At 46.8% G+C, this 20,354-nt stretch carries 28 protein-coding genes, 1 tRNA gene, 1 pseudogene and 1 riboswitch; of the genes and pseudogenes, 15 read left to right on the forward strand and 15 right to left on the reverse strand.

Annotated elements, in window-relative coordinates; translation table 11 throughout:
* Positions 1–151, forward strand: a 151-nt coding sequence (locus tag BQ5809_RS05155) for a transposase (RefSeq protein ID WP_143452379.1), incomplete at its 5' end; no start/stop codon positions are given.
* 144 nt (positions 152–295) lie between these two features.
* On the opposite strand, the gene BQ5809_RS05160 is transcribed toward BQ5809_RS05155, so the two are convergent.
* A tRNA-Lys gene (locus BQ5809_RS05160) sits at positions 296–371 on the reverse strand.
* A 141-nt stretch (positions 372–512) separates the two neighbouring features.
* A riboswitch (TPP riboswitch) is annotated at positions 513–604 on the forward strand.
* A gap of 78 nt (positions 605–682) precedes the next feature.
* Between BQ5809_RS05160 and BQ5809_RS05165 the strand changes: the two genes are divergently transcribed.
* Positions 683–1,690 carry a thiamine ABC transporter substrate-binding protein gene (locus BQ5809_RS05165; RefSeq protein ID WP_169309641.1) on the forward strand — a complete coding sequence of 336 codons (1,008 nt, stop codon included), beginning with the start codon at positions 683–685 and terminating at the stop codon, positions 1,688–1,690.
* Positions 1,691–1,745: 55 nt separating this feature from the next.
* Here the strand turns inward: BQ5809_RS05165 and ilvD are convergent, their stop codons facing one another.
* Positions 1,746–3,605, reverse strand: coding sequence for a dihydroxy-acid dehydratase (ilvD, locus tag BQ5809_RS05170; RefSeq protein WP_032827837.1), 1,860 nt, complete (start codon positions 3,603–3,605; stop codon positions 1,746–1,748).
* 218 nt (positions 3,606–3,823) lie between these two features.
* Between ilvD and BQ5809_RS05175 the strand changes: the two genes are divergently transcribed.
* Together BQ5809_RS05175 and BQ5809_RS05180 are read left to right on the forward strand one after the other, a co-directional pair.
* Positions 3,824–4,234 (forward strand): DUF4878 domain-containing protein, encoded by a 411-nt coding sequence (locus tag BQ5809_RS05175; RefSeq protein WP_003788532.1) that lies wholly within the window; start codon positions 3,824–3,826, stop codon positions 4,232–4,234.
* The gene (locus BQ5809_RS05180) at positions 4,209–4,853 is read left to right on the forward strand and encodes a YiiX/YebB-like N1pC/P60 family cysteine hydrolase (RefSeq protein WP_003788533.1); all 645 of its coding nucleotides are present in this window, start codon (positions 4,209–4,211) and stop codon (positions 4,851–4,853) included. The genes BQ5809_RS05175 and BQ5809_RS05180 overlap by 26 nt, the downstream gene beginning before the upstream one ends.
* A gap of 48 nt (positions 4,854–4,901) precedes the next feature.
* On the opposite strand, the pseudogene BQ5809_RS05185 reads toward BQ5809_RS05180, so the two are convergent.
* The 3 genes and pseudogenes from BQ5809_RS05185 to rpmE all read right to left on the reverse strand — a co-directional run bounded on the left by BQ5809_RS05185 (position 4,902) and on the right by rpmE (position 6,106).
* Positions 4,902–5,376 (reverse strand): annotated as a pseudogene (locus BQ5809_RS05185) (CYTH domain-containing protein).
* Positions 5,377–5,387: 11 nt separating this feature from the next.
* On the reverse strand, positions 5,388–5,801 hold the full coding sequence (locus tag BQ5809_RS05190) for a CopD family protein (RefSeq protein ID WP_003788540.1): 414 nt from the start codon (positions 5,799–5,801) through the stop codon (positions 5,388–5,390).
* An 83-nt stretch (positions 5,802–5,884) separates the two neighbouring features.
* Positions 5,885–6,106 (reverse strand): 50S ribosomal protein L31, encoded by a 222-nt coding sequence (gene rpmE, locus BQ5809_RS05195; RefSeq protein ID WP_003788541.1) that lies wholly within the window; start codon positions 6,104–6,106, stop codon positions 5,885–5,887.
* A gap of 319 nt (positions 6,107–6,425) precedes the next feature.
* Here rpmE and lspA point away from each other — a divergent pair, with 319 nt between their 5' ends.
* From lspA to BQ5809_RS05230, 7 genes are all read left to right on the forward strand, one after another.
* Positions 6,426–6,908 carry a signal peptidase II gene (lspA, locus tag BQ5809_RS05200; RefSeq protein ID WP_050792408.1) on the forward strand — a complete coding sequence of 161 codons (483 nt, stop codon included), beginning with the start codon at positions 6,426–6,428 and terminating at the stop codon, positions 6,906–6,908.
* Positions 6,909–6,967: 59 nt separating this feature from the next.
* Positions 6,968–7,579: a GTP cyclohydrolase II gene (gene ribA / locus BQ5809_RS05205; RefSeq protein ID WP_019390256.1), complete on the forward strand. Its 612-nt coding sequence runs from the start codon at positions 6,968–6,970 to the stop codon at positions 7,577–7,579.
* Between the two features lie 115 nt (positions 7,580–7,694).
* Positions 7,695–8,084 carry a DUF1304 domain-containing protein gene (locus tag BQ5809_RS05210; RefSeq protein ID WP_032827838.1) on the forward strand — a complete coding sequence of 130 codons (390 nt, stop codon included), beginning with the start codon at positions 7,695–7,697 and terminating at the stop codon, positions 8,082–8,084.
* Positions 8,085–8,121: 37 nt separating this feature from the next.
* Entirely contained in the window at positions 8,122–8,670 is a 549-nt protein-coding gene (ampD, locus tag BQ5809_RS05215) for a 1,6-anhydro-N-acetylmuramyl-L-alanine amidase AmpD (RefSeq protein WP_003788548.1), read from the forward strand.
* A gap of 32 nt (positions 8,671–8,702) precedes the next feature.
* A complete protein-coding gene (locus BQ5809_RS05220; protein ID WP_003788550.1) occupies positions 8,703–9,923 on the forward strand; it encodes a capsule biosynthesis protein in 1,221 nt (406 codons plus the stop codon).
* A complete protein-coding gene (gene nth, locus BQ5809_RS05225) occupies positions 9,920–10,549 on the forward strand; it encodes an endonuclease III (RefSeq protein ID WP_003788553.1) in 630 nt (209 codons plus the stop codon). Before BQ5809_RS05220 ends, nth begins: the two co-directional genes overlap by 4 nt.
* A 45-nt stretch (positions 10,550–10,594) precedes the next feature.
* Positions 10,595–10,819 (forward strand): hypothetical protein, encoded by a 225-nt coding sequence (locus BQ5809_RS05230; protein WP_230478883.1) that lies wholly within the window; start codon positions 10,595–10,597, stop codon positions 10,817–10,819.
* Between the two features lie 158 nt (positions 10,820–10,977).
* On the opposite strand, the gene bioH is transcribed toward BQ5809_RS05230, so the two are convergent.
* Positions 10,978–11,721 carry a pimeloyl-ACP methyl ester esterase BioH gene (bioH, locus tag BQ5809_RS05235; RefSeq protein WP_032827839.1) on the reverse strand — a complete coding sequence of 248 codons (744 nt, stop codon included), beginning with the start codon at positions 11,719–11,721 and terminating at the stop codon, positions 10,978–10,980.
* Here bioH and BQ5809_RS05240 point away from each other — a divergent pair.
* From BQ5809_RS05240 to ispC, 4 genes are all read left to right on the forward strand, one after another.
* Complete coding sequence (locus tag BQ5809_RS05240; protein WP_032827840.1) at positions 11,720–12,397, forward strand: ComF family protein; 678 nt, start codon at positions 11,720–11,722, stop codon at positions 12,395–12,397. The genes bioH and BQ5809_RS05240 overlap by 2 nt on opposite strands.
* A gap of 111 nt (positions 12,398–12,508) precedes the next feature.
* Entirely contained in the window at positions 12,509–12,973 is a 465-nt protein-coding gene (gene trmL / locus BQ5809_RS05245; protein ID WP_003788564.1) for a tRNA (uridine(34)/cytosine(34)/5-carboxymethylaminomethyluridine(34)-2'-O)-methyltransferase TrmL, read from the forward strand.
* Positions 12,957–13,751 carry a septal ring lytic transglycosylase RlpA family protein gene (locus BQ5809_RS05250; protein ID WP_003788565.1) on the forward strand — a complete coding sequence of 265 codons (795 nt, stop codon included), beginning with the start codon at positions 12,957–12,959 and terminating at the stop codon, positions 13,749–13,751. Before trmL ends, BQ5809_RS05250 begins: the two co-directional genes overlap by 17 nt.
* 261 nt (positions 13,752–14,012) lie before the next feature.
* On the forward strand, positions 14,013–15,182 hold the full coding sequence (gene ispC, locus BQ5809_RS05255) for a 1-deoxy-D-xylulose-5-phosphate reductoisomerase (RefSeq protein WP_032827841.1): 1,170 nt from the start codon (positions 14,013–14,015) through the stop codon (positions 15,180–15,182).
* 106 nt (positions 15,183–15,288) lie between these two features.
* Here the strand turns inward: ispC and rplQ are convergent, their stop codons facing one another.
* The 9 genes from rplQ to rplO form a co-directional block, all read right to left on the reverse strand.
* A complete protein-coding gene (gene rplQ / locus BQ5809_RS05260) occupies positions 15,289–15,657 on the reverse strand; it encodes a 50S ribosomal protein L17 (RefSeq protein WP_003788570.1) in 369 nt (122 codons plus the stop codon).
* An 18-nt stretch (positions 15,658–15,675) separates the two neighbouring features.
* Positions 15,676–16,662 (reverse strand): DNA-directed RNA polymerase subunit alpha, encoded by a 987-nt coding sequence (locus BQ5809_RS05265; RefSeq protein WP_003788572.1) that lies wholly within the window; start codon positions 16,660–16,662, stop codon positions 15,676–15,678.
* Between the two features lie 25 nt (positions 16,663–16,687).
* Entirely contained in the window at positions 16,688–17,308 is a 621-nt protein-coding gene (gene rpsD / locus BQ5809_RS05270; protein ID WP_003788575.1) for a 30S ribosomal protein S4, read from the reverse strand.
* Positions 17,309–17,318: 10 nt separating this feature from the next.
* Positions 17,319–17,714 (reverse strand): 30S ribosomal protein S11, encoded by a 396-nt coding sequence (gene rpsK / locus BQ5809_RS05275; RefSeq protein WP_003783270.1) that lies wholly within the window; start codon positions 17,712–17,714, stop codon positions 17,319–17,321.
* Between the two features lie 18 nt (positions 17,715–17,732).
* The gene (gene rpsM, locus BQ5809_RS05280) at positions 17,733–18,095 is read right to left on the reverse strand and encodes a 30S ribosomal protein S13 (RefSeq protein ID WP_003788577.1); all 363 of its coding nucleotides are present in this window, start codon (positions 18,093–18,095) and stop codon (positions 17,733–17,735) included.
* A 136-nt stretch (positions 18,096–18,231) separates the two neighbouring features.
* Positions 18,232–18,345, reverse strand: coding sequence for a 50S ribosomal protein L36 (rpmJ, locus tag BQ5809_RS10305; protein ID WP_002642304.1), 114 nt, complete (start codon positions 18,343–18,345; stop codon positions 18,232–18,234).
* A 24-nt stretch (positions 18,346–18,369) separates the two neighbouring features.
* Entirely contained in the window at positions 18,370–18,588 is a 219-nt protein-coding gene (gene infA / locus BQ5809_RS05285) for a translation initiation factor IF-1 (protein WP_003788578.1), read from the reverse strand.
* Between the two features lie 15 nt (positions 18,589–18,603).
* A complete protein-coding gene (gene secY / locus BQ5809_RS05290) occupies positions 18,604–19,908 on the reverse strand; it encodes a preprotein translocase subunit SecY (RefSeq protein WP_003788580.1) in 1,305 nt (434 codons plus the stop codon).
* A gap of 10 nt (positions 19,909–19,918) precedes the next feature.
* Positions 19,919–20,353, reverse strand: coding sequence for a 50S ribosomal protein L15 (gene rplO, locus BQ5809_RS05295; RefSeq protein ID WP_003788582.1), 435 nt, complete (start codon positions 20,351–20,353; stop codon positions 19,919–19,921).
* Between the last annotated feature and the right edge of the window lies 1 nt (position 20,354).

A 20,354-nucleotide genomic window follows, 5' to 3' on the forward strand; every position in this document is an offset into this window, starting at 1 on the left:
TTGGTATTTATATAAAATCAGGCACTTGGTAGAAAATGCTTTTGCACGATTAAAGCATTTTCGTGCGCTGGCAACACGGTACGATAAATTAAAACGTAATTATGAAAGTACCGTGTCATTAGCTTGTGCTTTGATTTGGTTGAAATTATAGCTAAAATGTCATTAGCCCCTAGTTATCTAGGACAGCCCCTTACTCAATCGTGCAGGCTGCTTTGAATACAGCAAAATACGTCCACAAAACGTACACGGCAAAAAAATAAAGAGCTAGGCATAAAACCTAGCTCTTTGATTTATTTGGTGGGTCGTGAGCGATTCGAACGCTCGACCAACGGATTAAAAGTCCGCTGCTCTACCGACTGAGCTAACGACCCGAATAAGCGAATAATACAGACCTATTTACCGCCTGTCAAACTAATTCACACAAAAAAAGTATTATTTTATTTATGCCATTGTTTTTAATAAAAATAAAACCGACTTGATAAACGCAATCGCATTAGTGTAGAATTCGCACTTCTGTTTAGTCGGGGTGCTGCTTGCGTGGCTGAGAAATACCCGTGAACCTGATTCAGTTAATACTGGCGTAGGAAACTAAATGCAAACGCAACACGCATACCGATTCTCGCGCCCTATTGGCTGTGGAATCGGTTTTTTTGTGTGTTTGTATAGGAGAAATAGTATGAAAATGGCGTTTAAATGGGCAACTGGTGCGATTTGCTTGGTTTGTGTGCAGGCTGCTTGGGCGGCAACCGATGTGCGTTTGGCAGTACACGATTCGTATGATTTGCCCAAGGAAGTTATCACGCAATTTGAATCGGCAAACGATGCCAAAGTCATCATTTTGAAAATGGGCGATGGCAACGAAATGCTCAATCGTTTGATTTTGACGCGCAACGAAGGTGGCGTTGCCGATGCGGTGTTTGGCTTGGACAACAACACGGTGAGCAAGGCGCAAGCGGCTGGTATTTTGGCAAAACAGCAGCCTGCATCGCGCAACACGGTGGTGAAATTGCAGACTGCTTTGGCGGTAGATTATGGCTTTGTTACGCTCAATTACGATAAAAAATGGTTTGCCGACAAGAAGTTGCCATTGCCCAAAAGTTTGGCGGATTTGGCGCAACCTGCGTATAAAGATTTGCTTGCCGTGCCCAATCCTGCCACTTCTACCCCAGGTTTGGCATTTTTGCTGGCGAATATTCGTGCTTTGGGCGAAGAGGGTGCGTTTGCTTGGTGGACAAAAATGCGTGGCAACGGTGTGAAAATCACGCAAGGTTGGTCGGACGCTTATTACAAGGAATTTACGCTCAACGGCGGTTCTCGCCCGATTATGGTGGGCTATGCCAGCAGCCCTGCCGCCGAAGTGTTTTATAGCGAGGGCAAATTGCAGCAACCGAATATGGGCAATTTGTTTTTAAACGGTGGCAGCTATCTGCAAATTGAGGGCGCGGCGGTATTGAATCATGCCAAGCAGCCTGCACTGGCAGCAAAATTGGTGCAACATCTGCAAAGCGATGTCGCCCAGCAAAGCGTGTTCCGCAGTATGTGGGTGTATCCTGCAGTACAAGGAACGAAGCCTGATGCGATGATGCAGCACGCGACTGTGCCGCACCGCCCTGCTCTGCTGCCTGCCACGCAAGTCGCGCAAAAGCAAAAAGATTGGGTGGCTCGTTGGACGCGCACTGTGTTGAAATAACAACATAAAAAGCAGCCTGCACTTGGTTTACGCAATGTGCAGGCTGCTTTTTACATCAACGTTCCACTTGGCTCACATCGCGCACTGCGCCTGTGTCTGCCGAAGTCGTCATCGCGGCATAAGCGCGTAACGCTGCCGAAACTTGGCGTTCACGCGCCACAGGTTTCCATGCTTTGCTGCCACGACTTTCCATTTCCACGCGGCGGTTTGTCAATTCTTCATCGGAAACCATTAACTGAATGCGGCGGTTTGGAATGTCAATTTCAATCGTGTCGCCTTCGTGTACCAAGCCAATCGCGCCGCCTTCTGCTGCTTCTGGCGATGCGTGTCCGATGGACAAGCCCGATGTGCCGCCAGAAAAACGTCCGTCTGTCAGCAAGGCGCAGGCTTTACCCAAGCCTTTTGATTTCAAATAAGAAGTTGGGTACAGCATTTCTTGCATACCCGGTCCACCTTTCGGGCCTTCGTAGCGAATAATCACGATGTCGCCAGCTTGAATTGTGTTCGCCAAAATGCCTTCAACCGCGTCTTCTTGGCTTTCAAACACGCGAGCGCGTCCCGAAAATTGCCAAATGCTTTCATCAACGCCAGCTGTTTTTACCACGCAACCGCGTTCCGCAATATTGCCAAACAACACCGCCAAACCGCCGTCTTGTGAATAAGCGTGTTCCACGTCGCGGATACAGCCATTGGCGCGGTCTAAATCCAGCGTTTTCCATTGGCGATTTTGTGAGAATGCTTCCGTTGTGCGAACGCCCCCTGGGGCGGCTTTGTAGCGTTCAATCGCCACCGTGTTTTCAGGATTAGTAATGTCCCATTTTGTAATCGCTTCTTTCAGGCTGCCTGAATGAATTGTATGCACATCGGTATGTAATTTGCCTGCTTTTTCCAATTCTTTCAAAATACCGATGATGCCGCCAGCGCGGTGTACGTCTTCCATGTAATAGTCGTGGTTGTTGGGCGCGGTTTTGCACAGGCAAGGCACGCTGCGGCTCAAACGGTCAATGTCTGCCATTTTGAAATCCACGCCAGCTTCATTCGCCACCGCCAACAAATGTAAAATCGTGTTGGTGCTGCCGCCCATGGCGATGTCCATAGTCATCGCATTTTCAAAGGCTTTTTTATTGGCAATCGTGCGCGGCAAAACGGTTTCATCGTTTTGTTCGTAATAGCGTTTCGTGATGCTCACAATCAGGCGACCTGCTTCCAAGAATAATTCTTTGCGCCCAGCGTGTGTCGCCAACAACGAGCCATTACCTGGCAACGACAAACCCAACGCTTCCGTCAAACAGTTCATTGAGTTCGCGGTAAACATACCCGAACACGAACCGCAAGTCGGGCAAGCATTTTTTTCAATTTCGTCAATCGCTTGGTCGGAAACGTTGTCATCGGCCGCGTCCACCATCGCGTCCACCAAATCCAATTTACGGCTGTCTGAAATATGGATTGCGCCAATCACTTTACCTGCCTCCATTGGGCCGCCCGATACGAAAATCGTTGGGATATTCAAACGCATAGCCGCCATGAGCATTCCCGGTGTGATTTTGTCGCAGTTAGAAATACAAACCAGCGCGTCCGCACAATGCGCGTTTACCATGTATTCCACACTGTCGGCGATTAAATCGCGGCTTGGCAAGCTGTACAACATACCGCCGTGTCCCATAGCAATGCCGTCATCAACCGCAATCGTGTTGAATTCTTTGGCAATTGCACCTGCTTTTTCAATTTCACGCGCCACCAGTTGCCCGATGTTATGCAAATGAACGTGTCCTGGTACGAATTGCGTAAACGAGTTGGCAATCGCAATAATCGGTTTACCGAAATCTTCATCTTTGACGCCAGTCGCACGCCATAATGAACGCGCGCCAGCCATATTGCGACCGTGTGTGGAAGTTTTGGAGCGATAATCTGGCATGATTGGTTTTCCTTGTGTTTGATTTATCATAAATATAAATATAGGTGCAGGCTGCTTTTTAAGCCCCAAAAGCAGCCTGCACAATGCGTGTAATTTTATACCAAAAAAGTGCAGGCTGCTTTGCTATATTGCATTCAAAAGCAGCCTGCATTTTTGACAAGCTACGTTAAGTCTTGTAAAGTGCAGGCTCTTTTTTACTCTTAACAAAAGGAATCACGATGCACAAAATGTTCAAATGGTTGGCGGTTGCCGTGGTTAGCGGCGTGTTGGCAGCTTGTGGCGGCGGTGGTGGCAGCTCGCCCGAATCGGCAGCCAAAACCTTTGTAGAGAAAAGCTATCAAGGCGATGCCGATGCTGTGGTTGCCATGATTCACATTCCCGAAGAAGACAAAAAACCAGGGGTAGAAGAAGTGATTAGTGGCAAAATCAAAGCAGGCGTTGCCGAACAAAAAGACTATGCCGAAAAACAAAACGGCGTTGCCGAAATCACGACCGAGCCTGCACAAGTGTCGCCTAACGACAGCAAACGCGCCACCGTAAACGTGCAAATCAAATTCAAAAACGACAAAACGCGCCAAGACCGCGTGCGCTTGATTGAAGTAGATGGCAACTGGAAAATCAATCTATAAACGCCTAATCCAAGCAGCCTGCATCATTATTTTGATTGCAGGCTGCTTTTGCTATGGCTACGTGCGATTTGGGCACAACACCTTACCGCAAGTCGCCCTACCCAATCCACACCAGCTTCAAGTGGGCGATTGGATTTTTCGCAGCGGACATCACGCCGATAGTTTGTTGATTAAGCGATTGAGCCACAGCGATTTTTCACACGTTGGCATTGTGGTGCAAACGCAGCCGACCGTGCAAATTGCCCACGCCACCACAGACGACAACGCCGACTTGCCCGACCAAGTATTGCTGACACCGCTGCACGAATTTCTATCGCCCAAAATGGCAGATGCCGTGGCGGTGGCGCGACCCCGATTTCTGTCGCCAGCCCAACGTGCTCAAACCGCCCAATATGCGCGACAACAAATCGGCAAAAAATTTGTGCTCACCGCGCGTGGCGAGCAGCCGTTTTACTGCACTTTGTTGATTACCGAAGCGGTGGCGCGGCAAAACGTGCGCTTTGAGCCGCGTTGGCAATATGTCGATGTGGCGGTGTTTCGTGGCGATTATTTGTTTCCGCAGGGATTGATAGAGAGTGATGTGGATTGGGTGTTTCGGGCGACAATTCAATCGCAATAATAAAAAGCAGCCTGCATATTCGGTAAACAAAATATGCAGGCTGCTTTTTCACGACCACGACCCAAACGGGTGCTTACTCAAATACGCATTGGTAAAACGCCCATCTGACGTGATTTCTTCGCCCAGCCAATCGGGTTGAGCATACGCGGTGTCTTCGCTTGGCAATTCCAGTTCCGCTACAATCAGTGGCGCGTTGTCGCCAAAAAATTCATCAACTTCAAACACAAAACCTTCGTGTTCCACTATATAGATAGCGATGCTTTTCAATTTTAAACGGACACACCGTTGCCAGCATGGTTAGAGCATCGGCGAGCGGAATTTCATATTCAAATTCGTGGCGGCTCACGTCCGAAATATAGCCTTTTAGCGTGAGCCAAGCGCGATTACCAGCCACGCGCACGCGAATGGTGCATTCTTTTTCTACGCTGATATAGCCTTGCTGCAACACTTGCGGTGCGCTGGCGTGTTCGCGCCACGAGTCATCGCGCAACAAAAAACGGCGTTCAATTTCCAAAGTACTCATGATTTTTGTGATTAAAACGGTTTAAACAATGCCAAATAAATGGCGGCGAGCAGGCAAAACACAGGCAGTTCGTTGAACACGCGATACCATTTGTGCGAATGGCGATTGCGTTGCTGTTCAAAATCGCGCAACAAGCGTCCGCAAAAAATGTGGTAGGCAAGCAGCAGCAAGCCGATGCAGATTTTGCCGTGTACCCAGCCTGCAAAGCCGATTTGTGCCAAAGGCATGGCAATGCCACAAATCAACGCACCCACGCACCACGGCAACATAAAGCGATACAGTTTTTGCGCCATGAGCAACAAACGTGCGTATTCGGCATCGTTGTCTGCCATGGCAAGATTGACGAAAATGCGCGGCAAGTAAAACAGCCCTGCAAACCACGCAACAATAAAGAAAATGTGAAATAGTTTGAGCCATAAAAACATGGTGTTGCCCAATCATACAAAAAGCAGCCTGCACAAAAAATCCGCCCTTGTTGTTTGGCAAGAGCGGATTTTGTTGGCAAAAATTAAACAGAGCGTTTGAACATATTACCGAATTTTTGATTGAATTTGTCCACGCGACCTGCGGTGTCCACGATTTTTTGTTTGCCTGTGTAGAATGGGTGGCATTCAGAGCAAACCTCAATGTTGAAATTTTCTTTTGCTATAACAGACTGGGTTACAAATTTATTACCGCAAGAGCAAGTTACGTTTACTTCGTGATAATCTGGATGAATATCTTGTTTCATTTGAGTTTCCTTAAAAAGCGGGCGCAGGGGTTTTGCCTGCACTTCATTGATAAAGCGCAGCATTATGCGGAACTTTACGCAATTTGGCAAGAATAATCTGTGTTTAAGAACCTGTGTTCATAAGATTGATAGATGAGTTTTTATTGAATAATCATACGAATACAAGGCGGATTTCTACGCCAATAGCGTTACTATTGGCGTAGAAATCCAACGCAGTAGGCGTGTGATTAGACAATAAAAAATCGCTATTAAGATTGTGAACGCAGGTTCTTATAGTACAATGCCAACTCTTTTTACAACAAAAGCAGCCTGCACTTTTATGAAATATCTGCCTTACATCACCACCAGTATCGTTGCCCTTGTGTTAGATCAAATCAGCAAATACGCGATTTTGGCGCGATTTGGATTTGCCGAGCGACTCAACATCATTCCTAATTTATTTGATTTAACTTTGGTGTACAACCCCGGCGCGGCGTTTAGTTTTTTGGCAAACGCAGGTGGCTGGCAAAAATATTTGTTTATGCTGCTGGCGTTTGTGATTAGCGCGTTTTTGGCGCACGAAATCCGCAAAAGCGAAATGAGCCGTTGGGGCAATTTTGCCGCCGCCATGATTATTGGTGGCGCGTTTGGCAATGTAATTGACCGTTTTGTACACGGCAAAGTGGTGGATTTTTTGCTGTTTTATTGGCAAAACTGGTCGTATCCCGTGTTCAATATTGCCGATTGCTTTGTGTGCGTGGGCGCGGCGTTGCTGGTTTGGGATAACTGGCGACAAGGCAAACGCAAAGTGCAGGCTGCTTAAATAGGTGCTTGCACCCACCCTACGGCTATTACTTAAATCAACCCAAACAAAAAATAAATATGAATAACAACCCTATCCAACACATCACATCTTGCCGCCTGCCCACCGAATTTGGCGTATTCCAAATGCACGGTTTTGTGGACACGCGCACCCCCAACGAATTTGCCACACCGCAAGAACACGTTGCCCTTGTGCTGGGCGATGTCGGCAACGGCAAACCCGTTTTGTCGCGCATTCATTCCGAATGCTTAACAGGCGATGCATTTTTGTCGCAAAAATGCGATTGTGGCCCACAGTTGCAGGCTGCTATGCAAGCCGTTCAAGCCGAAGGGCGTGGCGTGATTGTGTATTTGCGCCAAGAAGGTCGCGGCATTGGTCTGATTAACAAAATCCGCGCCTATGCCTTGCAAGACAAGGGCATGGACACGGTAGAAGCCAATTTGGCATTGCATTTGCCTGTTGATGCGCGTGATTTTTCCATTGCCAAACACATCTACGAACATTTGGGCGTGTCTGCCATTCGCCTGCTGACCAACAATCCTGAAAAACTACAAACCATGCACGATTGCGGCATTGAGATTGCAGAACGTGTACCGCTAAAAGTAGGCGAAAACCCCGAAAATGCAGGCTATTTAAGCACCAAAGCCGACAAATTAAATCACTTGTTATAGTGAAATGAAATTGCAACGGTACGGTGTTGCCAACGCCCTTATGTGCTATTTGCACACGGCGGGCGTTGTCGCCTTATCCCGTTTTTATTTCATTTCACTATATAAGGATTGGATTATGCTGATTTTAGCGACTTTATTTGGTTTGCTTGCTGTCGCCATTCACGGCTATATTTTTTATTTGGAAGTCGTGGCGTTTGGCTCGGACGCATTTCGGCGCGTATTTCGTACCCAGCCAGAAGTAGAGCCAATGTTGCGCCCTGCGTTCAACAATTTGGGCATCTACAATTTGGGTTTGAGCGTGATGACGCTGCTGGGTTTACTCGGCTGCTGGTGCGCGACTTCTGCACGCGGCGAAGGCTTGGCTTTGGGCTTGGCGTGCGGCGGTTTGGGCATGATGTTGTGGGCAGGCACGTATTTGTGGCTGACTTCGCCCGATAAACGCAAAGCCGCGCTAATTCAAGGCTTGCCTACGTTGTTGGCTTTGTTGGCGTTGGGTTTACAATAAAAAACAGCCTGCACTTTAATTTAAGAAAGCACGCCCTATGACCCCATCATCAGACTGGCACAACGGACGCTGGCAACACGCCACGCAACTGCAATCGCCCAACTGCTGCCCACGCCCCGACAACGAAACGATAAGCCTGATTGTGCTGCATAATATTTCGTTGCCACCGTTTGAATACGGCACAGGTGCAGTGCAAAAATTGTTTACCAACCAAATTGATGCCAGCGAACACCCATTTTTTGCTCACATTCAACATTTGCAAGTGTCCAGTCATTTTTTTGTAACGCGATTGGGCGAAGTGGTGCAATTTGTATCGTGCGATGACATGGCATACCACGCTGGCGTGTCGCAATGGCAAGGACGCGAAAAGTGCAATGCGTTTTCCATTGGCATTGAACTGGAAGGCTGCGATTTTGAGCCGTTTACACCAGCGCAATACGATGCTTTACTGCCCTTGTTGCAAGCGATTAAGGCGCAGTATCCTATCAACAGCATCGCAGGACACGAACACATCGCGCCACAACGCAAAACCGACCCAGGGTATTTTTTTGATTGGCAATGGCTGCAAGATAAAAAAGTAGCGTAAAAAAGCAGCCTGCACACACCACAACCATTTGTATGACTCCGTATCGCCCCATCAAAACCATTCACAAGCTCGCAACCAATCGGCGTATTTTGCTTTTGCAAGGCCCTATTGGTCGCTTTTTTGTGCAATTAAGCGATTGGCTCAATCAACAAGGTTGTACGGTTTATAAAATCAATTTCAATGGCGGCGATGAGTGGTTTTATCCCAACGCTCGCGACAACACGTTTACCTATACGCAATCGCTGGACGATTTTGGCGACTACTTAACCGCGTTTGTGGCGCAGCACGGCATTGATGCGGTGGCGTGTTTTGGCGACACGCGCGCGTATCATCGTATCGCCAAATCTATTTGTGCCAAAAATAACGTATCGTTTTGGGCGTTTGAAGAAGGCTATTTCCGCCCCGATTGGATTGTGTTGGAAGAACACGGTGTTAATGCGTATTCACAACTGCCGCGCGTGGGGGCGTTTTTTGTTTCACAAGCGGCAAATCTAACACTGCAAGATATGGTGTATCAAAAAATGCAGCCCAAATTTCGCCATGCCGCATCGTGCGCCATGCAGTATTACGCAGCGATGAAATGGCGACAAAAACGCTATCCGTTTTATCAACATCATCGTGCGACATCGCTGGCGTATTACACCGCAGCGTGGCTACGTTCTGGCTGGCGCAAACTGTGGTTTGCTTGGCGCGAAGCCAAAATCGCCCAACAAATCCAACAAAGCAGCCTGCAACCGTTTTTTGTGTTTCCGTTGCAAGTGGCAACCGATAGCCAAATCAAAACACACAGCCAATACACCAGCGTACGCGATGCTTTGTTACACGTTTTGGCATCGTTTGCGGTCAATGCGCCTGCCGATTGCCACCTGATTGTGAAGCATCACCCCATGGACAGGGGCTTTATTGACTACGCCAAAACCATACGCCAATTTATCGCACAGCACCCCAATGTGGCAGGGCGGATTGTGTATGTACACGATATTCCGTTGCCTGTTTTGTTACGCAAAGCGCGTGGCGTGGTAACGATTAACAGCACCAGCGGCTTGTCGGCATTGGTACACGGTTTGCCTGTTAAGGTTTTGGGACGCGCTGCGTATGACATTCCGAGCATAACCAGTCATCAACCGTTGAGTCATTTTTGGCGCAATCCGCAATTGCCCGATGCTGTTTTGTTTAACGCTTATCGCCGTTATCATTTGTATTGCACCCACATCAACGGCTATTACTACACCCAAACCCACTTCCCATCATGAACCAAACTATCCGCAAAGAAATGTTCCAGCGTTGGCGCGAAGCCAATCCCAAACCAACCACCGAGCTGAATTTTAGCAACCCTTTTGAATTGCTGATTGCGGTGCTGCTGTCGGCACAAGCCACCGATGTGGGCGTGAACAAAGCCACCGCCAAGTTATTCCCCGTTGCCAACACGCCGCAAGCCATGCTGGATTTAGGCTTGGACGGCATTATGGAATACACCAAAACCATTGGCTTGTATCGCACCAAATCCAAGCACATTGTGGAAACGTGTCAAATTTTGTTGGCAAAACACGGCGGCGAAGTGCCACAAACGCGCGAAGAATTGGAAGCCTTGCCAGGGGTTGGGCGCAAAACCGCGAATGTGGTGCTCAATACCGCGTTTAGGCAACTGGCTATGGCGGTAGACACGCATATTTTTCGCGTTGCCAATCGCACCAAACTGGCCACAGGCAAAAACGTGCGCGAAGTGGAAGACAAACTGATGAAAGTTATCCCCAAGGAATTTTTGTTGGACGCGCATCATTGGTTGATTTTGCACGGTCGCTACACTTGCAAAGCGCAAAAGCCGCAATGTGGCAAATGTTTGATTTATGATTTGTGCGAATATGGCGCAAAAAGTTGAGAATATGGGAAAAGCAGCCTGCACTTTTGGTTAATGGAGATAGCAATGAATGAACAAACCAGTTTAGATAATTTTGTTGTGGAATACAAAAAGCTGTTGGAAGAAGTAACCGCATTGCGCAAACAACAAATACAACATTTACACCTTTTTCAAAATTTAATTAAATGGTTAGTGCATACAAGTCAATCTGTTGAGCATTTGAATGAATTAACTCTGCTCACAGATAGGTTTTACCTGAATAATCGGGATGGTGTTTCACGAACACAGTGATGCGCGTGCTTTTTGGCAAGATTTGAGTGAACTGGTAGGCGCAAAATACAAAGAATTGGAAAGCAAGCAGCATTCAAACATATCGGATTGATTGGGATTTGTTGCTAAACACACAAAAGCAGCCTGCACTTTTGGTTGATTTAAAGTGCAGGCTGCTTTTATATTAACCGCTCTACCGCCACAATATGCCGTTGCAACCATTGCGCGACTTCCGCTGCGTGGCTAATAAACGGTGCGTGCGCGGCTTGTTTGATACAGACCAGTTGCGCGTGTGGCAAGTGTTGCGCCAAAAATTCGCCCATTCGCGGCGGTGTGAGCGCGTCTTTATCGCCAAAAATCAACAGCGTAGGACAGGTAATTTGTGATAACAATGGGCGCATATCTGCCGCTTCTATCGCTTGCAACGCGCTTGCCATGCCTTGTGGCGTGCCATCGCGCAACATATCGGGCAGCAGCTCGGCAATGAGTTCGTTGCGCTCTGGTGTGTGCAGCAATTGTAGTTCCAAAAATTGTTGCAGGTGTTTGGGGTAATCATCTTCAAACAAGTGCAGCATTCGGTGCAGCAAATTGTGTTGAATGCCAATGGGATAGTCTTCGCTGGCGGCAAATTTGGCAAACGTGGCGCACAAAGTTAAACTGGCGATTTTGTGCGGATAATGCGCGGCGATGTATTGCACGACCACGCCACCGAGCGACCAGCCAAACAAATGCGTATTCGGTTGCAGGCTGCTTGCGATGTTGTGCGCCAGCGTGGCAATGTCCAACGACAAAGGCGTGGTGGAACGTCCATGCCCAGCCAAATCGGGCGCGTGAATCGTCCAATCGGCAGGCAAATGGGGGCGCAATGGGTTGAAAATCTGCGAATTAGTCGCCCAGCCGTGCAATAAGCAAAGGGAAGTCATGTCTATCTTTCGTCTATCCAAACGCTGTTTATTATGCCACGAATACACGCAAGCAGCCTGCATTTGCCCTGCTTGCCAACAAGATTTGCGCGGCGTATTGCGAACACAAAACTACTGCCCAACCTGTCCACAAAGCAGCCTGCACGGTTTGCCCTGCGCCGCTTGCCAACAACAGCCACCAGCCTATCTCCATTTTTGGGCAAGTGCGGATTATGTGTCGCCCCTGCCTGAATTGTTGCATCGCTGGAAACATTTGCGCCAAACAGCATACCATTCGGTTTTTACTTGGCTTATGCAACACAATCCGCCCGCGTGGTTGCCCGAATGCGATGCCGATTGCGTTTTAGCAATGCCGATTTCGCGCCAACGCAGGCTGCTTCGTGGTTTTAATCAATGCGATGAATTGGCAAACTGGATTACACAACGCTACACAATCCCCGTTTTACCGAGCAAAAATGTGATTCGCCGCCACAAAGTCGCACAAAGTACACTCAATCGCGCCGAACGTCAGCAAAATATTCAAGGCATTTTCTTGCCAACCGAATCCGTTAAAAATCGTAAAATTTTGATAGTGGACGATATTTGCACCACAAAATCCACGATTTCCGAATTAGCAAGCAGCCTGCACCAATCGGGCGCGACAGCCGTTTATGCGTGGGTAGTCGCGTGTAATTAGTGCAAAAAGGTTTGACGTGCGCCAACAAGTGGGGCATAGTGCTGCCTTTTTGGTGCAGGCTGCTTATAAAATCCAAACAAATCAAGCACAAAGCAAACAGCAATTATTATCATGTTTACAGTCGTTTTATACCAACCCGAAATTCCGCCCAACACAGGCAATATTATTCGTCTTTGCGCCAACACAGGCTGCGATTTGCACTTGGTCAAACCGCTCGGCTTTCCGCTGGACAGCAGCAAAATGAAACGCGCTGGCTTGGATTACCACGAATTTTCGCAATTAACCGTGCATGAATCGTGGCAAGATTGCTGGGCAGCCCTGCAAGGCAAACGCATTTTCGCCCTCACCACCAAAGGCAGCACACGCCCTGACCAAGTGGCATTTCAAGCAGGCGATGTGTTTTTGTTTGGGCCCGAAACACGCGGTTTACCCACCGACATTTTGGCAAGTTTACCCAGCGAACAGAAAATTCGCTTCCCCATGATGCCCGACAACCGCAGCATGAACTTGTCTAACACCGTTGCCATTACCGTTTTTGAAGCGTGGCGACAACAGGGGTATGCAGGCGGAATTTAATCGCCCTGCCCCAAACTTCATCTTCAACTCAAGACTGGACTTTATTTTGACTAAAATTCAACCTATTTTTTTGGCGACTTTGGCAACCGCATTGGCATTGAATCAAGCCGCGTATGCCGACAACAGCGACCGCGTGGTGCGAGCCGAAAAATTGCACCCAACTGCCAATTTAAGCTACAAAGTAGCAGGCAAGCGGTATTATCCCCAAAAAAATGTACAAGATTTTAGCCAAACGGGACGTGCATCGTGGTACGGGCCAGGCTTTCAGGGCAAACGAACATCTAGCGGCGAGCGTTTTGATATGCACAAACTCACCGCCGCGCACCCAACTTTGCCGATTTCAAGCTATGCGCGTGTAACCAATTTGTCTAATGGACGCAGCGTGGTGGTTCGCATCAACGACCGCGGGCCATTTCACAGTAGCCGCGTGTTAGACGTGTCGCGCGAAGCCGCCAACAAACTGGGCTTTTTGAATGCAGGCACAGCCAATGTGCGCGTGGAAGCCTTAAAAGCAGGCGACAGTTTGGATAAACCCAAAACGCAAGTCGCCCAAAAACCAGCCACAGGCAATATTTATGTGAGCGTGAAAACCTTTGAGCGCGAAGCCGATGCCCAAGCCTTTGTGCGTGTCGCAACCCAACGTTTGAACGATGCCAAAGCCACGCAACGTGCGATTATGCTCAAACGCGGTGATAGCTATGTGGTGCAAGTTGGTCCGTTTAACGAACAAAAACACGCCGATGAAACGCACAGCCGTTTGAATCAAGTGGCGATTTAATCACACATACAAAAGCAGCCTGCACTTAATCGTAAACAAAAAGTGCAGGCTGCTTTTTGCCCTTTTGTCCAAATCTTTGATTTGGGTATATAGTGGTTTAAATTTAGATTAGGACAAGGCGACAACGACCGCCGTGTACAACTAGTACATAAGGGAGTTGGCAACGCCGTACTAATCTAAATTTAAATCACTATAAAAGGGTATGCCATAGGCATGAGTAGCTCGCGTATAATTCGCGCATTAAATCAACGAAAGCAAATCATGCAAACTCTAACCATACTCGGCAGCACAGGCAGCATTGGCGTATCCACATTAGACGTGGTATCACGCCACCCCGACAAATTCCAAATTTTCGCGTTGGCAGGGCATTCACAAGTCGAAAAACTTGCCGAACAATGCCGCCAATTCGCGCCGAAATACGCCGTCGTTGCCGATGAAAATCGCGCCAACGAATTGCGCCAACAATTAGGCAGCCTGCACACCGAAGTGCTATTTGGCAAACAATCCCTAATTGACATCGCCACTGCACCCGAAGTAACAGGCGTGATGTGTGCGATTGTCGGTGCGGCAGGATTGCCGTCTGCACTCGCCGCCGCGCAACACGGCAAAACCATTTATTTGGCGAACAAAGAAACGCTAGTCGTTTCAGGCAGCCTATTTATGGAAACGGCGAAAAAGCACGGCGCAAAAGTCTTGCCGATTGACAGCGAACACAACGCCATTTTCCAAGTGTTGCCACGCGATTACGCAGACAATATGGACGCACACGGCGTAACGTCCATTATTCTCACGGCATCAGGCGGCTCGTTTTTGAACACGCCGTTAGCCGACATGCCGCACATCACGCCAGCGCAAGCCGTGAAGCACCCGAATTGGTCTATGGGGCAAAAAATTTCCGTTGATTCTTCTACCATGATGAACAAAGGTTTGGAGCTGATTGAAGCGCATTGGTTGTTCAACTGTCCGCCTGATAAATTGGAAGTCGTAATCCACCCGCAATCCATTATTCACAGCATGGTTCGTTACGCAGACAGCAGCGTGTTGGCGCAACTGGGCAACCCCGATATGCGAACGCCGATTGCCTACTGCTTGGGGCTGCCTGAACGGATTGATTCAGGCGTAGGCGCATTGGATTTTGGCAAATTGTCGGGCTTGACGTTTGCCGAACCTGATTTTGCGCGTTATCCATGTTTGAAATTGGCTTACGATGCGATGTTTGTTGGCGGTTCTGCGCCGTGCGTGTTGAATGCAGCCAATGAAGTGGCAGTGGCAGCGTTTTTGCGTGGGCAAATTGGCTTTACCGATATTGCGAAAGTGGTTAGCGCGTGTTTGGAACAACATTCCGCTAGCGATTTACATCATATTGATGATTTGTTGGACTTGGATTCGCAAATTCGTGCGCGAGCGGAAGAAGTAGCACGAACTCTGTAAACACAATAAAAAGCAGCCTGCACTTTTGCATTGAACAAAAATGCAGGCTGCTTTGCAAAAAACCGAACTGCCTAAACAGTTCGGTTTTTCTTTTTGTCTATCTTACTTACTCGGCAGATGATTTCTCAACCAACTCAACCAAAGCCATAGGCGCGTTGTCACCGTTACGGAAGCCATATTTCAAAATTCGAATATAGCCACCATTGCGGTTAGCAAAACGAGCACCCAAATCATCAAACAATTTAACCACCACATCGCGGTCGCGCGTGCGGTCAAATGCCAAACGACGATTAGCCAAAGACGGTTTTTTACCCAAAGTAATCAAGGGCTCAACCACACGACGCAACTCTTTTGCTTTTGGCAAAGTGGTTACAATCGTTTCATGAGTCAGCAAAGAATTTGCCATATTACGCAACATAGCGGCACGGTGGCTGCTGGTGCGATTTAATTTGCGATTACCATTACGATGGCGCATATCATTATCCTTTAATCTTTAAGGCTTTTCCAAGCCAGCAGGAGGCCAAGACTCTAATTTAGAACCCAGAGTCAAACCCTTGGAAGCCAAAACCTCTTTAATTTCATTCAGAGATTTACGACCTAAATTAGGCGTTTTCAACAACTCAGTTTCTGTACGTTGAATCAAATCACCAATATAGTAGATATCTTCTGCTTTCAAGCAATTAGCAGAACGAACGGTCAATTCCAAATCGTCTACTGGGCGCAACAAAACAGGGTCAATCGGTGGCGCTTTTTCTTCTTCAACTTCAGCAGGCGTACCTTCTAAATCAGCAAAAATAGACATCTGATCTATCAAAATACGCGCTGCCACACGAACAGCTTCTTCTGGGTCAATAGAACCGTTGGTTTCAATATCCAAGATTAAATTGTCCAAATCCGTGCGCTGCTCAACGCGAGCCGCTTCAACATCAAAACTTACTCGAACAATAGGTGAAAAGCTTGCATCTAATTGCATTGCACCAATTTTGCTCTGCTCTCTAGTTGCTCTATTGCCAGAAACAGTTTGATAGCCACATCCCTGCTCAACTTTTACTTCCATTTCAATGCTGCCACTATCTGATAAATTACAGATAATTTGCTCTGGATTAATAATTTCCACATCATGCGGCAACTCAAAATCTGATGCACGAACTACCCCTGCACCCGATTTTTTTAGTGAAAGCACAACCTCGGTGCGACCGCCATGCAATTTGAATACAATGCCTTTAATATTCAATAAAATATCAACAACATCTTCTTTTACACCATCAAGCGTAGAATATTCATGCAGCACATTGGTAATAGACACTTCAGTTGGAGCAAAGCCATTCATGGATGACAGTAAGATACGACGCAAAGCATTACCAAGTGTATGACCGAATCCACGCTCAAACGGCTGCATTGATACTTTTGCGCGCATAGCAGACAAGGTATCTACATCAATTTGACGAGGTTTCAAAAATTCGGAAGTGCTATTTTGCATTTAACTGTCCCTCACTGTGCTAGCATTATTTAGAGTAGAACTCTACCACCAGCTGTTCATTAATATCGCTGTACAATTCAGCGCGGTCAGGTACGTTTTTGAACGCGCCTTCCATTTTAGTTGCATCTACAGAAACCCAGCTAGGCATACCAATTTGAGCAGCCAAACCCAACGCTTCTTGAATTCGAACTTGTTTTTTCGCTTTTTCGCGTACCGCAACCACATCGCCTGCTTTCACTTGGAAAGATGGGATATTGACCACTTGACCATTTACAGTCAAAGCTTTGTGTGAAACCAGTTGACGAGCTTCCGCGCGTGTAGAGGCAAAACCCATACGGTAAACCACGTTGTCCAAACGAGATTCCAATAATTGCAATAACAATTCGCCAGTTGAACCTTTACGGCGATCAGCTTCGGCAAAATAGCGGCGGAATTGACGTTCCAGCACACCATAAATGCGGCGAATTTTTTGTTTTTCACGTAATTGCAAGCCGTAGTCAGACAGGCGAGGCTTTTTCGCGCCATGCTGACCAGATGCAGATTCCATTTTACATTTAGATTCTAAAGAGCGACGTGCGCTTTTCAGATATAAATCCGTGCCTTCGCGGCGAGCCAATTTACATTTTGGGCCAAGATAACGTGCCATGCTTTACTCCTTAAATACGACGCTTTTTAGGCGGACGGCAACCGTTGTGTGGCAACGGAGTAACATCGGTAATGCTGGTGATTTTGAAACCCAGAGCATTGAGCGCACGAATAGAAGATTCACGACCAGGACCTGGGCCTTTAATACGTGCTTCTAAGTTTTTAACGCCATACTCTTGGGCAACTTTACCAGCGGCTTCTGCTGCTACTTGGGCAGCAAATGGTGTACTTTTACGAGAACCTTTAAAACCAGCGCCGCCAGAGGTAGCCCAAGACAATGCATTGCCTTGACGGTCGGTGATTGTAATGATGGTATTGTTGAAAGATGCATGAACATGCACAATACCTTCACTCACGGTTTTGCGTACTTTTTTGCGTACACGTGAGGCTGTGTTTGCTTTAGCCATCAATTAATTCCTTAAAAATTATTTTTTACCAGCAATAGCTTTGCGTGGACCTTTGCGAGTACGCGCATTAGTGCGAGTACGCTGACCGCGACAAGGCAAACCACGACGATGACGGAAACCGCGGTAGCAGCCCATATCAATCAAGCGTTTGATGTTCATTGTAACTTCACGACGCAAATCGCCTTCTACTTCGTATTTAGCAACTTGTTCACGCAAAGCATCTAATTGAGACTCATCTAAATCTTTTACTTTAGTGGTTGGTGCAATACCAGCCGATTCGCAAATATTTTTAGCACGAGTCGCGCCAATACCATAAATAGCTTGCAAGCCAATTACGATATGGGCGTTATGGGGGATATTCACCCCTGCAATACGAGCCATATTTTTTCCTTAGGGCAAAAGTTTGTGACTATACCACAACTTTCCAAACTCAGTAATAAAAATTTAGCGGTTCCATATCGAAAGCAGCCTGCATGTTGCATACAAGCTACTTTATATATCGACTACTAATTAATCATTACCCTTGGCGTTGTTTGTGGCGAGGGTCAGTACAAATTACACGCACTACGCGGTTACGACGAATAACTTTGCAGTTGCGGCAAATTGGTTTTACTGAAGGTTGTACACGCATGATTACTTCCTTGTAACAACGAGTTTATCGGGCTCGGAATACGATACGAGCGCGGGTTAAATCATAAGGCGTCATTTCAACAGTTACTTTGTCACCTGGTGAGATGCGGATATAGTGCATACGCATCTTGCCTGAAATATGACCCAACACTTCGTGTCCGTTTTCGAGTTTTACTTTAAATGTTGCATTCGGCAAAGTTTCTAAAATTTCGCCTTGCATTTGTATGGTATCTTCTTTAGCCATAATAATGATGCCACCTTATTTTTTGGCCGAATGATGCTCAATTAAATGTTCATATTGTTGAGCCACTAGATAAGATGTAAGTTGAGTATTAAAATCCATTGTTACTACAACCAAAATCAGCAATGATGTTCCACCTAAATAAAATGGAATTCCTGCAAAGGCCGTTAACAACTCAGGAATCAAACAAATAACGGTAATGTATAACGCGCCAAAAAAAGTGAGGCGCAATACAACATTTTCTAAATACTGGGCAGTTTGTTCGCCTGGACGAATGCCTGGTACAAACGCACCACTTTTCTTCAAATTTTCCGCCATTTCTTTGGGACTAAATGCCAACGCCGTATAAAAATAGCAAAAGAAAATAATCGTTATTGCAAATAACACAATATATGCAGGCTGTCCATGTTGCAATGCTGTCAATATTTTTGCAAACCAGCTATTTGGATTATCTGTTCCAAACCAACTAGCAAACATGGACGGAAACATAATAATACTAGATGCAAAAATCGGTGGAATTACGCCTGCCATGTTCAGTTTAAAAGGCATATGTGTATTTTGAGAATCCAATCCACCAAATTGGCGTTTAGCGTAATGAATCGGAATCTTGCGTTGCGCACTTTCAAAATACACAACTGCATAAGTCATACCCAATAAACCTAAAACAATTCCAACAGCGGTCAAAGGCATGCCACTAGAAGTAGCCAAAGTCCAAAGTTGAATTGCTCCTGATGGCACTCCTGCAATAATACCAGCAGTAATCAACAAGGAAATACCATTACCCAAACCACGTTCTGTAATCTGTTCGCCTAACCACATCAAAAACATGGTTCCACCCACCAAACAACTAATGGTAGAAATGTAAAATTCCATTGCTGGAATCACCACGACATTTTGTTGCAAGACAAACTTAGCCACACCAATACTTTGAGCAGTAGCCAAAAATACAGTACCGATACGGGTATATTTTGTAATGATTTTGCGTCCTGCATCACCTTCTTTTTTCAAAGCTTTGAGCGATGGAACGATTTCGCCTGCCAACTGCATAATAATAGAGGCAGAAATGTAGGGCATGATACCGATAGCAAAAATACTAAAACGTTCAAGGGAGCCACCTGAAAACATGTTCAACATGCCCAAGATGCCACTCCCTGCAACGTTTTGGTACAATTTAGCTAGAGCGGCTGCATCTACACCTGGAACAGGAACGTGCGCACCGATGCGAAATACAATCAGCGCACCCAACAAAAATAGGACACGCTTCCGTAAATCGGGATTATGCCACAGACTTGTTTTTCCTGATGAAGATAGTTGATTAGCCACTATTGTCGCCTTATTCTTCTACTTTGCCACCAGCAGCTTCAATCGCAGCTTTCGCACCTTGAGTTGCTTTGATACCTTTCAAAGTAACTGCTTTTTTCAGGCTGCCTGAAGCGATTACTTTAACCACTTCAGCATTGGCTGCAATTAAACCAGCTTGTTTCAAAGTCAATACATCGATTTCTTCAACTGCTACGGCATTCAATTCACTCAAAGTAACTTGTGCATTGAATTTAGCTGTCAAAGATTTAAAGCCACGTTTAGGTAAACGGCGTTGCAAAGGCATTTGACCGCCTTCAAAGCCTACTTTATGGTAGCCGCCCGTACGGCTTTTTTGACCTTTGTGACCACGACCACCAGTTTTACCCAAACCACTACCGATACCACGGCCAACACGGCGTTGAGCGTGCGTAGCACCTTCAGCTGGCTGAATAGTGTTCAAAAACATA

The organism is Kingella kingae ATCC 23330, from assembly GCF_900111845.1.
Classification (GTDB): domain Bacteria; phylum Pseudomonadota; class Gammaproteobacteria; order Burkholderiales; family Neisseriaceae; genus Kingella; species Kingella kingae.